The organism is Pseudomonas sp. LLC-1, from assembly GCF_002992185.1.
Classification (GTDB): Bacteria; Pseudomonadota; Gammaproteobacteria; order Pseudomonadales; family Pseudomonadaceae; genus Aquipseudomonas; species Aquipseudomonas monteilii.
Genome location: NZ_LUVY01000012.1, coordinates 328,571 through 341,322, shown reverse-complemented (window position 1 = coordinate 341,322; position 12,752 = coordinate 328,571). Strand labels below are relative to the sequence as shown.

15 protein-coding genes and 2 tRNA genes are annotated in these 12,752 nt (G+C 62.2%); 9 read left to right on the top strand and 8 right to left on the bottom strand.

The window, feature by feature from the left end:
• The first annotated feature begins 10 nt into the window (after positions 1 to 10).
• The 4 genes from A0O30_RS12485 (at position 11) to A0O30_RS12470 (ending at position 4,023) form a co-directional block, all read left to right on the top strand.
• Positions 11 to 1,657, top strand: a complete 1,647-nt coding sequence (locus tag A0O30_RS12485) for a thiamine pyrophosphate-dependent enzyme (RefSeq protein WP_218274918.1) — start codon at positions 11 to 13, stop codon at positions 1,655 to 1,657.
• Positions 1,658 to 1,674: 17 nt separating this feature from the next.
• A complete protein-coding gene (locus A0O30_RS12480; protein ID WP_105946691.1) occupies positions 1,675 to 2,865 on the top strand; it encodes an amino acid aminotransferase in 1,191 nt (396 codons plus the stop codon).
• 216 nt (positions 2,866 to 3,081) lie between these two features.
• Entirely contained in the window at positions 3,082 to 3,324 is a 243-nt protein-coding gene (locus A0O30_RS12475; protein WP_016711353.1) for a DUF1654 domain-containing protein, read from the top strand.
• Between the two features lie 6 nt (positions 3,325 to 3,330).
• Positions 3,331 to 4,023, top strand: coding sequence for an endonuclease (locus A0O30_RS12470; RefSeq protein WP_105946690.1), 693 nt, complete (start codon positions 3,331 to 3,333; stop codon positions 4,021 to 4,023).
• Positions 4,024 to 4,026: 3 nt separating this feature from the next.
• On the opposite strand, the gene A0O30_RS12465 is transcribed toward A0O30_RS12470, so the two are convergent.
• The 4 genes from A0O30_RS12465 to A0O30_RS12450 all read right to left on the bottom strand — a co-directional run bounded on the left by A0O30_RS12465 (position 4,027) and on the right by A0O30_RS12450 (position 5,580).
• A complete protein-coding gene (locus A0O30_RS12465; protein WP_019096842.1) occupies positions 4,027 to 4,452 on the bottom strand; it encodes a GTP diphosphokinase in 426 nt (141 codons plus the stop codon).
• A gap of 103 nt (positions 4,453 to 4,555) precedes the next feature.
• Complete coding sequence (locus A0O30_RS12460) at positions 4,556 to 5,125, bottom strand: SPOR domain-containing protein (protein WP_105946689.1); 570 nt, start codon at positions 5,123 to 5,125, stop codon at positions 4,556 to 4,558.
• 132 nt (positions 5,126 to 5,257) lie between these two features.
• Positions 5,258 to 5,334 (bottom strand) — tRNA-Val (locus A0O30_RS12455).
• A gap of 169 nt (positions 5,335 to 5,503) precedes the next feature.
• Positions 5,504 to 5,580 (bottom strand) — tRNA-Val (locus A0O30_RS12450).
• A gap of 203 nt (positions 5,581 to 5,783) precedes the next feature.
• On the opposite strand from A0O30_RS12450, the gene A0O30_RS12445 reads away from it, so the two are divergent.
• Positions 5,784 to 7,067 (top strand): FAD-binding oxidoreductase, encoded by a 1,284-nt coding sequence (locus tag A0O30_RS12445; protein ID WP_060497609.1) that lies wholly within the window; start codon positions 5,784 to 5,786, stop codon positions 7,065 to 7,067.
• Between the two features lie 120 nt (positions 7,068 to 7,187).
• On the opposite strand, the gene A0O30_RS12435 is transcribed toward A0O30_RS12445, so the two are convergent.
• Entirely contained in the window at positions 7,188 to 7,865 is a 678-nt protein-coding gene (locus tag A0O30_RS12435) for a peptidase C39 family protein (protein ID WP_105946688.1), read from the bottom strand.
• A gap of 223 nt (positions 7,866 to 8,088) precedes the next feature.
• Between A0O30_RS12435 and A0O30_RS27855 the strand changes: the two genes are divergently transcribed.
• A complete protein-coding gene (locus tag A0O30_RS27855) occupies positions 8,089 to 8,265 on the top strand; it encodes a hypothetical protein (RefSeq protein WP_164524771.1) in 177 nt (58 codons plus the stop codon).
• A 45-nt stretch (positions 8,266 to 8,310) separates the two neighbouring features.
• On the opposite strand, the gene A0O30_RS12430 is transcribed toward A0O30_RS27855, so the two are convergent.
• Together A0O30_RS12430 and A0O30_RS12425 are read right to left on the bottom strand one after the other, a co-directional pair.
• The gene (locus A0O30_RS12430; RefSeq protein ID WP_019096844.1) at positions 8,311 to 9,063 is read right to left on the bottom strand and encodes a TerC family protein; all 753 of its coding nucleotides are present in this window, start codon (positions 9,061 to 9,063) and stop codon (positions 8,311 to 8,313) included.
• Between the two features lie 29 nt (positions 9,064 to 9,092).
• Positions 9,093 to 9,332 (bottom strand): hypothetical protein, encoded by a 240-nt coding sequence (locus A0O30_RS12425; RefSeq protein ID WP_105946687.1) that lies wholly within the window; start codon positions 9,330 to 9,332, stop codon positions 9,093 to 9,095.
• Positions 9,333 to 9,463: 131 nt separating this feature from the next.
• Here A0O30_RS12425 and nhaR point away from each other — a divergent pair, with 131 nt between their 5' ends.
• The 3 genes from nhaR (at position 9,464) to A0O30_RS12410 (ending at position 12,395) form a co-directional block, all read left to right on the top strand.
• Positions 9,464 to 10,357 carry a transcriptional activator NhaR gene (nhaR, locus tag A0O30_RS12420; protein WP_019096846.1) on the top strand — a complete coding sequence of 298 codons (894 nt, stop codon included), beginning with the start codon at positions 9,464 to 9,466 and terminating at the stop codon, positions 10,355 to 10,357.
• A 90-nt stretch (positions 10,358 to 10,447) separates the two neighbouring features.
• Positions 10,448 to 11,659, top strand: coding sequence for a serine/threonine transporter SstT (sstT, locus tag A0O30_RS12415; RefSeq protein WP_105946686.1), 1,212 nt, complete (start codon positions 10,448 to 10,450; stop codon positions 11,657 to 11,659).
• A gap of 88 nt (positions 11,660 to 11,747) precedes the next feature.
• Complete coding sequence (locus A0O30_RS12410; RefSeq protein ID WP_105946685.1) at positions 11,748 to 12,395, top strand: YceH family protein; 648 nt, start codon at positions 11,748 to 11,750, stop codon at positions 12,393 to 12,395.
• A gap of 4 nt (positions 12,396 to 12,399) precedes the next feature.
• On the opposite strand, the gene A0O30_RS12405 is transcribed toward A0O30_RS12410, so the two are convergent.
• On the bottom strand, positions 12,400 to 12,588 hold the full coding sequence (locus tag A0O30_RS12405) for a hypothetical protein (protein ID WP_105946684.1): 189 nt from the start codon (positions 12,586 to 12,588) through the stop codon (positions 12,400 to 12,402).
• Positions 12,589 to 12,752: the final 164 nt, after the last annotated feature.

Sequence of the window (12,752 nt, the reverse complement as noted above, 5' to 3'; positions counted from 1 at the left end):
AGGTACCCCAATGAAAAACCACCCAACACCCGTGCAGACGCTGACCGGTGGCGATGCCCTCGTCGCCAGCCTGAAAGCCCACAACGTCGACACCGTGTTCGCCCTGCCCGGTGCGCAAATCTATGGCCTGACCGACGCCTTGGCCCGCAACAGCGACAGCTTGCGTATCTTCGGTGCACGTCATGAGCAAACCAGCGCCTATATGGCCTTCGGTTATGCCCGCTCCTCCGGGCGCCCCGGTGTGTTCGCTGTGGTACCCGGCCCTGGCATCCTCAACGCCAGCGCGGCGATGCTCACTGCGCACGGCTGCAATGCCCCGGTGCTGGCACTGACCGGCGACGTGATGAGCCCGTTCAAGGACCGTGGCCGCGGTCAGTTGCATGAACTGCCACGGCAACTGGAAGTGCTGCAAGGCATCGGCAAATGGGCTGCACATATCGAACAACCTGCCGAGGCGTCCTGGCGCGTTGCCGAAGCATTCCAGCACATGCAATCGGGGCGGCCTGGTGTGGTCTCACTGCAAGCGTCGTGGGACTTCTTCACCCGTCCTGCTGCGGTGCAGATTCAGCCGCCGCTGGCCCTGCAGCCAACCCCGCCGGTGGACAGCGATGCAGTGAGCGTGGCGGCAAAGCTGCTGAGCCAGGCCGCCAACCCGATGATCTTCGTAGGCTCCGGTGCGCTGGACGCGAGCGCCGAGGTCAACCAGTTAGCCGAGGTGCTGGGCGCGCCAGTGGTCAGCTTCCGTGGCGGGCGCGGCGTAGTGGCCGATGACCATCCGCTGGGTTTCACCGTGGCGGCTGGCGCGCGGCTGTGGCCAAAGACCGATGTCGCCGTCGTCATCGGCTCACGCTTCGAGCTGCTGGATATTCGCTGGCGCCATCGCCCGGCCGGGCTGAAGCTGATCCGGATCGACATCGACCCGGCAGAAGTGCGGCGCATACCGGCGGATGTCAACCTGGTGGCCGATGCCGCCGAAGCCTCTGCCGCGCTGGCCGAAGCCGTGCTCAAGCAGGGCGCGCCCAAGCGTCGTGACGCCGAACTGGCCGAAGCCAAGGCGGCTGCGGAGCAGGCTATCCAGTGTGTGCAACCGCAACTGGACTACCTGCGGGTGATTCGCGATGTACTGCCACGCGATGGCTTCTTCGTCGAGGAAATTTCCCAAGTCGGTTTCACCTCGATCTTCGGTTTCCCGGTATACAAGCCACGCACCCTCGTTACCTCGGGCCATCAGGGCACCCTGGGCTTCGGTTTCCCGACGGCATTGGGCGTGAAGGCAGCCCACCCGGACAAGGCGGTGGTGTCGATCTGCGGAGACGGCGGTTTCATGTTCGCCGCCCAAGAGCTGGCCACGGCTGTGCAGTACCAGCTCAACCTGGTCACCATCGTGTTCAACAACAACGCCTTTGGCAACGTGTACCGCGACCAGCAGGAAAGCTTTGGCGGGCGCCTGCTGGGCTCCGAACTGGTCAACCCCGACTTCATCAAGTTTGCCGAGTCGTTCGGCGTCGAGGCGCACCGAGTGGACAGCCCCGCCCGCCTGCGGCCGGTGCTGGAGCGCGCCTTCGCCGCCGACAAGCCCGTGTTGATCGAGGTCAGTGTGCCACGCGGCAGCGACAGCAGCCCCTGGCAGTTCCTGCACCCCACTTTCTCCAACTGATTACCGAGGTAACCCCGATGTTCGAACAGGTCGAAGCCTACCCGGGCGACCCCATTCTGTCGTTGATGGATGACTTCCACGCCGATGCGCGTAGCGAAAAGGTCAACCTCAGCATTGGTTTCTATTATGACGAAGCCGGGCAAGTGCCCGTGCTCGATACCGTGCAGGCCGCCAAGGCGCAACTCGATGCCCTGGCCCCGTCAGCCAACCTTTACCTGCCCATGGATGGCCATCCGGCATTTCGCAGCGCGGTGCAGGCCTACTTGTTCGGTGAACCCGACCGGCAAACCAGCGAGCGCATCGTTACCCTGCAGTCGGTAGGCGGCTCCGGGGCCCTGCGGGTGGGGGCCGATTTTCTCAAGCGCTATTACCCACAATCCCAGGTGTGGGTCAGTGATCCGACCTGGGACAACCACCTGGCCATCTTCAGCGGTGCCGGGTTTACCGTGCAGCGCTACCCCTACCTGGATGAAACCGGCAGCAACGTGGCGTTCGACCGCCTGCTCGCCTGCTTCGACCGGCTACCCGCGCACTCGATCGTGCTTCTGCACGCCTGTTGCCACAACCCCACCGGTATCGACCTGTCGCCTGAACAGTGGGACACCGTCTTCGAGCTGTGCCGCCAGCGTCGTCTGATCCCCTTCCTGGATGCCGCTTACCTGGGCATGGGCGACGGTGTCGAAGCGGATGCCTATGCCATCCGTGCACTGGCCAAGGCGGGCATTACCGGGCTGGTCGCCAACTCGTTCTCCAAGGTGTTCTCGCTGTACGGCGAACGCGTGGGATCGTTATCGGTGATCTGTGAGCACGCGGCCATCGCCACGCGTGTTGCCGGGCAATTGAAAGGCACCGTACGCACCAACTACTCCAACCCGCCACGGCACGGCGCCGAACTGGTGGTGACAATCCTCAGTGACGACGGCCTTCAACGCGCCTGGCGTGCAGAGCTGGAGACCATGCGCACTCGCATGATCGCCATGCGCCAAGCACTGCATGACCGGATCAAGGCGCTGAACCCCGAGCAGGAAGTAAGCTACCTGCTGCAACAGAAAGGCATGTTCAGCTACACCGGCCTCAGTGCGCAGGCCGTTGACCACATTCGCGAACAACATGCGGTGTACCTGATACGCAGTGGGCGCATTTGCATTGCCGGCATCAACGAGGGCAACCTCGACGCCGTGGCCAGCGCCTTGGCCAGCACCAGGTAACTGCGCGCCCACAGAAACAGGGCATGTCGGTAGAGAGAACGCAAACAGCCCCGCTGCACGAGTGGGGCCGTTTGCAACTGCGGCCACACGTAACGCTGGCAACGGCGATTTCGCAAACGCCATATCTGGCCAAGAAAGGATTTCCCCCGACAAGCTGTTGCGAATTTACTTACAGTGAAATACTGTATGTGCATACAGCAAAACAAGGAAATGCCTGTGTCCAGCACCGCCTCCGCCACCCCGAGCAGCTATGAACAGCTGGGTGTACGCATCCAGAAGATCATCAACAGCCCTACCGCCCAGCGCAGCCGAGCGGCGCTGATCTTCCGCCTGGAACAGGAAAGCCCGGAAGATTGGGAAACCTTGCTGGAGGAGATCGCAGAAAACGACAACGTTACCCTCGCTCACCGCGACGATGGCGGCGTACAGGTTTTCTGGACCGTACCGAAGGAAGACTGACCCCGCATGAGAGTTTCGTTTTTTGCCGCAGCCTGCCTGTTACTGACCGCTCCACTTGCCCAAGCCGATGCCCCACGCACCTTTCAGGAGGCCAAGAAGGTCGCCTGGAAGCTGTATGCGCCGCAATCGACCGAGTTTTATTGCGGCTGCAAATACAAAGGCAACAAGGTCGACCTGGCGTCCTGCGGCTATGCCCCGCGCAAGAACGCCCAGCGCGCGTCACGTATCGAGTGGGAGCACATCGTGCCCGCCTGGCAGATCGGCCATCAGCGCCAGTGCTGGCAGGACGGCGGGCGCAAGCAGTGCTCGCAGCATGACGAGGTGTACAAACGTGCCGAGGCTGACCTGCACAACCTTGTACCGAGCATCGGCGAGGTCAATGGCGACCGCAGCAACTTCAGTTTTGGCTGGCTGCCGGAGCAACGCGGCCAGTATGGCAGTTGCCTGACCCAGGTCGACTTCAAAGCCAGGAAGGTCATGCCACGCCCCTCGATACGCGGCATGATCGCCCGCACCTACTTCTACATGAGCAAGCAGTACAACCTGCGCTTGTCCCGGCAGGACCGCCAGTTGTTCGAGGCCTGGAACAAGACCTATCCGCCGCAGGCATGGGAGCGGCAACGCAACCAGCAGGTGGCTTGCGTGATGGGCCGGGGGAATGAGTTCGTCGGGCCGGTGAACCTCAAGGCCTGCGGCTGAGCCTCAGGCCAACGCCTGCAAATAGGCGCTGGCTTCCCGGTAGCGGGCCAACCGCGCCAGGTCGGCGGGGCCAGGGCAAGGAATGCGCGAAATGTCGCTGTTATCGGCCAGATCGGCCAGTTTGACGGTTCGCGCCAGCGGGTCATCGCCCAGACGCACCACGAAGTCCTGGTAAGCCTCACCCTCGCGGCGACTGAGCGCCAGCAAGGCTGCAAGGATTTTAAGCGCGAAACCCTCGCGCGCCAGGTCGGACAGGGTCAGCGGGGTGTCCTCGATCACATCGTGAAGTACTGCGACAATCCGTTGTTCGGGTGTGGACACCCGCATCATCACGCGTAGCGGGTGGAGGATATAAGCTGCCCCACCCTTGTCGTATTGCCCTTCATGCGCCCTGGCGGCCACGGCAATGGCCCGCTCCAGTGTAGACATGAGGCCCCTCCCCGTTCGGCATCGTCCCTCCAAGCATAGCCAAACTTGTGTGAACATTGTCTAGCGCAGGGTTAACTGTGCCTTGCGGGGCTGACAGGAGCGGTTAGCGTGTGGCCCCGTGCTGGATAACCACCGAATCGGTGCCCAGCTTGGCCATCACTTCATCTCTGCGCGCTTGTGCTTCTTCGCGGGTAGGGAATGGCCCCATCAGCACCACTGGCTTGCCGTCGCGGTATTCCACCGAAGACGGGATGCCCTTTTCGATAAGCCGTGCGGTCATGTCGCTCAGCGCGCCCATGTTGGCACCCTGAACCACCTCCACATCCCAGCCCTCGGGTGCCGGTTGGTCTGCCAGCGCCTCGGCACGGCGCTGCAGGTCGGCACCGCCGCACATCTCGCGGATGCGCAGGTTGTTGCCGGTGTCGTCGACGATGATGTCGTACTGGCCATCGCGCTTGATCGCCACGTAGCTGCGGTAGGCTTCGTACTGCCCGGTATCATCCTTGCCACGGACCTGGCCGCAGATGGTGCCCTGGGTGTCGATCCGTACGTTGCCGAACTTGGCGGTTTTGGGGTTGTGCAGGTGTTCGGCCACCTGCTTGTGCACGCCTTCGACCTCGTTCTCACAGCCCGCCAGGGCGAGCACTGCCATTACCACAGCCAGTTTGCGCACGCGTGTACCTCCAGATTCGAAGGGGCGGATTCTAGCATGCCGACCTCAGTCCCGAACCGCGACCAAACGTTACACGCTGCTTCACGCGCACATGCAAAAAGGGCGATCATTTCTGATCGCCCTTTTCGGATTTGGTAGGCACAATTGGACTCGAACCAACGACCCCCACCATGTCAAGGTGGTGCTCTAACCAACTGAGCTATGTGCCTGTCGTGTGGTGCGCATATTAGTGATCGAATGCACACCTGTAAAGCTTTTTTTTGAGAAAAATCAAAAACTTTCGAATGTAAGCGCTTCGCGCCCACGCAACGGTTTGCAGCACCCGAAACCGGGCAATGAAAAAAGGGGTGACCCTTGCGGATCACCCCTTCTTCGATTTGGTAGGCACAATTGGACTCGAACCAACGACCCCCACCATGTCAAGGTGGTGCTCTAACCAACTGAGCTATGTGCCTGTCGTGTGGTGCGCATTCTACGCATTCCTAAAACCCTGTCAACACTTTTTTTCGCGCTAAGCTACTGAATCTTAAACTCTTTATAGATAGAAGGGCTGTCAGGTACCCCGTAAAGGATTTTCATCAGACGACTAGCGGGTGTTTATTATTATTGATAGCATCGGTACATTCGTTAAAAATATAAAACACGAGGTTCCTGCAGCATGGCTAACACCCCCTACCCCCAGTCCTACTACGCCGCCTCGGCCAACCCGGTGCCGCCACGTCCGGCGCTGCAGGGTGAGGTGGAAACCGATGTGTGCATCATCGGCGCCGGCTACACCGGCCTGTCCAGCGCCCTGTTCCTGCTGGAAAACGGCTTCAAGGTAAGCATCGTCGAAGCGGCCAAGGTCGGCTTCGGCGCGTCGGGCCGCAACGGCGGCCAGATCGTCAACAGCTACAGCCGCGATATCGACGTCATCGAACGCACCGTTGGCCCCAAGCAGGCGCAACTGCTGGGCCACATGGCCTTCGAAGGCGGCCGCATCATTCGTGAGCGCGTGGCCAAGTACAACATTCAGTGCGACCTGAAAGACGGTGGTGTGTTCGCCGCCCTCACCAGCAAGCAGATGGGCCACCTGGAGTCGCAAAAGCGCCTGTGGGAACGTTTCGGCCACAACCAGCTGGAGCTGATGGACCAGAAGCGCATCCGCGAAGTGGTCGCCTGCGACAGCTATATCGGTGGCATGCTGGACATGAGCGGCGGCCACATCCACCCGCTCAACCTGGCCTTGGGCGAAGCCGCTGCGGTCGAGTCGCTGGGCGGCATCATCTATGAGCAAACCCCGGCGGTGCGCATCGAGCGCGGTGCCAACCCGGTCGTACACACGCCACAAGGTAAAGTGCGCGCCAAGTTCATCATCGTCGCCGGCAACGCCTACCTGGGCAACCTGGTACCGGAACTGGCCGCCAAGTCCATGCCGTGTGGTACCCAGGTGATCACCACCGAGCCGCTGGGTGACGAACTGGCACGCACCCTGCTGCCGCAGGACTACTGCGTCGAAGACTGCAACTACCTGCTCGACTACTACCGCCTCACCAGCGACAAGCGCCTGATCTTCGGCGGCGGCGTGGTGTACGGCGCGCGTGACCCGGCCAACATCGAGGCGATCATCCGTCCGAAGATGCTCAAGGCCTTCCCGCAGCTGAAGAACGTGAAGATCGACTACGCCTGGACCGGCAACTTCCTGCTGACCCTGTCGCGCCTGCCGCAGGTTGGCCGTATCGGTGACAACATCTACTACTCCCAGGGCTGCTCGGGCCACGGCGTAACCTACACCCACCTGGCAGGCAAGGTGCTGGCCGAGGCCCTGCGTGGCCAGGCTGAGCGTTTCGACGCCTTCGCCGGCCTGCCGCACTACCCGTTCCCGGGTGGCCAGATGCTGCGCGTGCCGTTCAGCGCCATCGGTGCCTGGTACTACAGCCTGCGCGACCGCCTGGGCTTCTGATCTAAGCAGGCCAGGCCCTATCGCCGGCAAGCCAGCTCCCACAGGTACAACACAGGTTTCGAATCCTGTGCTGTACCTGTGGGAGCTGGCTTGCCGGCGATAGGGCCAACACAGGAAAAGTTACTTGTTCAGGCTACTCACAGCCTGCTTCGCCGCAATCTCCTGCCCCGCCCGCGCCAGCTCATCCGCCGCCTTCAACCAGCGCTGACGATCCACCTGTGCCGGCAACTGCCTCGGCGGCTGTACCAGCACCGCCCAACTCCCCTGCTTCGCCCACGCCGAGGCAAAGTCATCGAACGCCATCACCTGCCGCCGGTGCATGCCCGAGCGCAACAGCACCCGTTGCTTGTAGCGGTCATAGCCGATCAGCACCGCATAACGCGGCTCGCCCCACCACGCCGAACCGTCCTCATAACGCAGCAGCACCGGGTTGCCAGCCGCCACCTGGGCCAGCAGCGCGTCCAGCTGCTTGTCCAGCGGGTACACCACCATGCCGTAGTCCCGCGCCACACGAGGAATGCCGGTGTCCAGCGCTTCGGCGCCCTGAGGCAGGTTCAACGGTTTGTCCAGCAGCCCCGGGGTGATGGGCGCGCCCTGCTGCGACAGCATGGCCGCCAGGGCCATGGCGCCACTGTGGTTGGCGTTGCCACGGTAGAACGGCACGCTGCTGATCTCGACACGCTGCGGCAGGCCCTTGAGGTTGGCGGGCGGTGCACTGGCACAGCCGGCCAGGCTGGCCGCAATCAGGCAGGCAGCCAGCAGCCGACGGGGGACGGTTTTGAAGGAATGTTGCTGCATGGACGCTCGCTTGTTTCAACGCCAGGCAGGCAGCGCCTGGCTCTGGCCAACGATCATAGGTCCCACAGCGGCGCGGGTATAGTCCGACAGCGGCTTAGAGCAAATCGGACCCAGAGATAGACCTTTGTTCGATGGAACGTCACAGGCGAAGGGCTAGACTAAAGCAGTGTCTGGAAGGCAAGCGCTGGCTGACCGTGCGCTGCCCTTGGAGATGGAGGCACAGATGAGCCTGACCATGGCAATCCTCATGCTGGTGGGCATGTGGCTGAGCGTCGCAGCCGCCATGCTGTGGGGTGTACTGCGTATCGTGCGGCGTCATTCCCACCACCACCTGCCACCGCAGGCACCCGCCAGGCCGCAGCCTGTGCGCCGGGCACGGCGGCATGCCGGGGTGCACTAAGCTTTCAGAAACCGCGAACGGGGCGCAAAGCGCCCCGTCTTTTTATCAACCTTCAGCCGCCTCACGCTTCAATCGCGCCCTGCGAGCCAGGATGTTGAGGATCTCGATCGCGGTCGAGAATGCCATGGCCGCATACACATACCCCTTCGGCACATGGGCACCAAAGCCTTCGGCGATCAGTGTCATGCCGATCATGATCAGGAAGCCCAGAGCCAGCATGACCACCGTCGGGTTGTCATTGATGAAGTTGGCCAGCGGGTCGGCGGCCACCATCATCACGATTACAGCCGTGATCACGGCAATGATCATGATCGGCAAGTGCTCGGTCATGCCCACGGCGGTGATGATGCTGTCCACCGAGAAGACGATGTCCAGCAGCAAAATCTGGAAGATCGCCGCCGCAAAGCCCAAGGTAACCGTCGACGACACCTTGGCTTCTTCCTTGGCGCCGTGCGGGTCGACGTTTTCGTGAATCTCCTTGGTCGCCTTCCACAGCAGGAACAGGCCACCGGCAATCAGGATCACGTCCTTCCACGAGAAGGCGTTGCCGAACACTTCGAACACCGGGTCGGTCAGCTGAACGATCCAGGCCACCGTGCTGAGCAAGGCCAGGCGCATGACCAAGGCCATGCTGATACCAATGCGTCGCGCCTTGGACCGGTATTCCACCGGCAGCTTGTTGGTCAGGATGGAAATGAAGATCAGGTTGTCGATGCCCAGTACAACTTCCATGGCCACCAGCGTAGCCAGGGCAACCCAGGCGGTAGGGCTAGCGGCGAGTTCCAGCAAGTATTCCATTGTTCAAATCCTGCAGCGGCGGGTTGGGGTCAGATTTCCTGAGTGTCTTTTTTCTTGTCGGCATCTTCAGGCTTGTGGCCTTCCTTGCCGATGGCCTCACTCAAGGCCTGCTGGGCGGCCTTGTTGGTGTCGTCGATCGCCTGCTTGGCCGACTGCGCAGCCTGGTCGAGCATCTGCTGGGCGGATTTCTCGGCCTGGTCGCAACCCGCGAGCGTGAACAGGGCCAACGCCAGCACCAACGGGGTGCCAATGGATTTGAGTTGTAGCATGGTGTCCTCGCATGAAATATCCCGGCGGCGCATGGCGCCTGATGCCGTGCATTCTAGAGACGCCAATAGTTCAGGAAAATTCGTATTTTCATGGCGTATACTTCGGTTTTTACGAATCGGGGCGACCGACGGTGCTCAACTATCGCCAACTGCATTACTTCTGGGCCGTGGCCAAGACGGGCAGCATCACCCGCGCCAGCGAACAGCTCAACCTCACACCACAAACCATCAGCGGGCAGATCAGCCTGTTCGAGCAAACCTATGGCCTGGAGCTGTTCCAGCGTGCGGGCCGACAGCTGGAGCTGACCGAGACAGGCCGCCAGGCGCTGGTCTATGCCGAGCAGATGTTCCAGCTCGGCGGCGAGCTGGAAGCCATGCTGCGCGCCGGCCCGCAAGAGCAGATCCTGTTCCGCGTGGGGGTGGCCGACGTGGTGCCCAAATCCATCGTCTACCGCCTGCTGGCGCCGACCATGGAGCTGGATGAGGTGCTACGCATCAACTGCCGCGAAGACAAACTCGAGCGGTTGCTGGCAGACCTGGCCATCCAGCGCCTGGACCTGGTGATTTCCGACAGCCCCATGCCCAGCCACCTGGACATCAAAGGCTACAGCCAGAAACTGGGCGAATGCGGGCTGAGCTTCTTCGCCACCCCGACGCTGGCACAACGGCTGGACGGCCCCTTCCCGGCTTGCCTGCAGGATGCACCGCTGCTTGTTCCCGGCCAGGAGACCGTGGTGCGCAGCCGCCTGCTGCGCTGGCTAGGCGAGCAACAGGTGCAGCCACGGATCGTGGGCGAGTTCGATGACAGTGCCTTGATGCAGGCGTTCGGGCAGTCAGGCAGCGGCATTTTCGTCGCCCCCAGCGTGATTACCGACGAAGTGTGCCGCCAGTATGGCGTGGAACTGATCGGGCAGACCGAGGCCGTGCATGAGTCGTTCTATGCCATTTCGGTGGAACGCAAGGTCAAGCACCCGGGGATCGTGGCGATTACCGAAGGCGCACGGCGGGAGTTGTTTCACTGGTGACGTTGGCCCCTGCGACGACACAGCCGAGGCTGCGCCGCCGCGCTCTGTGCTAAAGTCGCGCCCTTTCACAATAATGAGATTGTGCTGCACATGTCCCCTGTACTTCGCCTACTCAACCGAACCAGCCTGGTGACGCAGATCGTCATTGGCCTGCTTGCCGGTATTGCCTTGGCCCTTCTGGCGCCCGCCATCGCCCGCGACCTGGCCTTCCTCGGCAAGGTGTTCGTCAGCGCACTGAAGGCGGTGGCGCCCGTACTGGTGTTCATCCTCGTCATGGCCTCGATCGCCAACCACCGCCACGGCCAGGAAACCCATATCCGCCCGATCCTCTGGCTGTACCTGCTGGGCACCTTCGCCGCGGCAGTGGTAGCCGTGGTCGCCAGCATGCTGTTCCCCTCCAACCTGGCGCTCAGTACTGGCGAGGCCACGTTGAGCGCACCAGGCGGTATCGCTGAAGTGATGCAAAACTTGCTGTTGAGCGCGGTCGACAACCCGGTCAACGCCCTGCTCAACGCCAACTTCATCGGCATCCTCACCTGGGCCATCGGCCTTGGCGTGGCCCTGCGTCATGCCGGTGAAACCACCCGCACCGTGGTCGAAGACCTGTCCAACGGCGTCACGCTGATCGTGCGGGTTGTCATCCGTTTCGCCCCGCTGGGCGTTTTCGGCCTGGTCAGTTCCACCCTGGCGCAATCGGGCCTGGACGCCCTGTTCGGCTACCTGCACCTGCTCGCGGTGCTGATTGGCTGCATGCTGTTCGTGGCATTGATCATGAACCCGCTGATCGTGTTCTGGAAAATCCGCCGCAACCCCTACCCACTCACCCTGCTGTGCCTGCGCGAAAGCGGTATTACCGCGTTCTTCACCCGCAGCTCGGCGGCCAACATCCCGGTCAACCTGGCCCTGTCGGAGCGCCTTGGCCTGCATGAAGACACCTACTCGGTGTCGATCCCGTTGGGTGCCACCATCAACATGGCCGGTGCGGCCATCACCATTACCGTGCTGACCCTGGCGGCGGTGCATACCTTGGGCATTCCCGTGGACTTGCCAACTGCCGTACTGCTCAGCGTGGTGGCAGCCGTTTGCGCCTGCGGTGCCTCGGGCGTGGCCGGGGGCTCGCTGCTGTTGATTCCACTGGCGTGCAGCCTGTTTGGCATCCCCAGTGAAATTGCCATGCAGGTGGTAGCGGTGGGCTTCATTATCGGTGTGCTGCAGGATTCGGCCGAAACGGCGCTGAATTCTTCGACCGATGTGCTGTTCACGGCAGCGGCGTGCCAAGCCGAAGAACGACGCAACGCTTGAGATTGTAGGGGCCGCATCGCGGCCCCAATTGCTATACACCGTGGCATTACCTACCCTAGTGGCCTTTCCCCAGCAATGAGACAGGGCCATGTCAGAACACGAAACCGCAGGTGAAGGCCGCTTCAACAGCATCGAGATCCGCGTTCTCGGCTCGCTGATCGAAAAGCAGGCCACCAGCCCGGAAAGCTACCCACTGACCCTCAATGCCCTGGTCCTGGCCTGCAACCAGAAGACCAGCCGCGAGCCGGTGATGAACCTTACCCAAGGCCAGGTCGGCCAGGCCCTGCGTGCCCTCGAAGGGCAAGACATAACCCGCCTGCAGATGGGCAGCCGTGCCGATCGCTGGGAGCAGCGGGTGGACAAGGTACTGGAACTGGTGCCGGCGCAGCTGATACTGATGGGCTTGATGTTCCTGCGCGGCCCGCAAACCCTCAACGAACTGCTGACCCGCAGTAACCGCCTGCACGACTTCGACGACACCGAACAGATCCAGCACCAGCTGGAACGCCTGATATCGCGGGATCTGGCCTTGCACCTGCCGCGCCAGGCCGGCCAGCGTGAAGACCGCTACACCCATGCCTTGGGCGACCCGGCGGAAATCGAGGCGATCCTCGCTGCACGCCAGCAGGAAGGTGGCGTGCGCAGCAGTGGCGCCAGTGTGTCGGAAGAACGGATCGAAGCCCTGGAAGCCCGCATTGCGGCGCTGGAGGCGCGCCTGGCCGAGCTGGAAGGCTGAGCCGTCACGGCTCGGGGTCGGGGAAGTTGCGGCAGCTCTTGCGCTCGGCCAGCTCCCGTTCACTGGGGCGCTGGTCGACGAACACGGTGTGGCCGTCGGCGTAGATTTCCAGGTAGCCCCAGTGCAGGTCCTGCTCTTTTTGCCCGGGCTTTGGAGGGACTAACCACCAGGGTTCGCGGCTGATCAGGGTCATGAGGGTTATTCCTGAAGGGTCTGCAGTAAGCATAGACACCTTCAAGTACAGCTTTGCCAATACCGGCCCTTTCGCGGCTAAAGCCGCTCCTACAGGGGGCCTGCACAGTAATCAAAACCTGTGCAGCACCTGTGGGAACGGCTTCAGCCGCGAAGAGGCCGGTA

Coding starts and splice junctions, on each gene's coding strand:
- A0O30_RS12405 (WP_105946684.1), bottom strand. CDS start 12,588: ATGACCCTGATCAGCCGCGAACCCTGGTGGTTAGTCCCTCCAAAGCCC.
- A0O30_RS12485 (WP_218274918.1), top strand. CDS start 11: ATGAAAAACCACCCAACACCCGTGCAGACGCTGACCGGTGGCGATGCC.
- A0O30_RS12410 (WP_105946685.1), top strand. CDS start 11,748: ATGTCAGAACACGAAACCGCAGGTGAAGGCCGCTTCAACAGCATCGAG.
- sstT (WP_105946686.1), top strand. CDS start 10,448: ATGTCCCCTGTACTTCGCCTACTCAACCGAACCAGCCTGGTGACGCAG.
- A0O30_RS12435 (WP_105946688.1), bottom strand. CDS start 7,865: ATGCAGCAACATTCCTTCAAAACCGTCCCCCGTCGGCTGCTGGCTGCC.
- A0O30_RS12480 (WP_105946691.1), top strand. CDS start 1,675: ATGTTCGAACAGGTCGAAGCCTACCCGGGCGACCCCATTCTGTCGTTG.
- A0O30_RS12425 (WP_105946687.1), bottom strand. CDS start 9,332: ATGCTACAACTCAAATCCATTGGCACCCCGTTGGTGCTGGCGTTGGCC.
- A0O30_RS12445 (WP_060497609.1), top strand. CDS start 5,784: ATGGCTAACACCCCCTACCCCCAGTCCTACTACGCCGCCTCGGCCAAC.
- A0O30_RS12465 (WP_019096842.1), bottom strand. CDS start 4,452: ATGTCTACACTGGAGCGGGCCATTGCCGTGGCCGCCAGGGCGCATGAA.
- A0O30_RS27855 (WP_164524771.1), top strand. CDS start 8,089: ATGAGCCTGACCATGGCAATCCTCATGCTGGTGGGCATGTGGCTGAGC.
- A0O30_RS12430 (WP_019096844.1), bottom strand. CDS start 9,063: ATGGAATACTTGCTGGAACTCGCCGCTAGCCCTACCGCCTGGGTTGCC.
- A0O30_RS12470 (WP_105946690.1), top strand. CDS start 3,331: ATGAGAGTTTCGTTTTTTGCCGCAGCCTGCCTGTTACTGACCGCTCCA.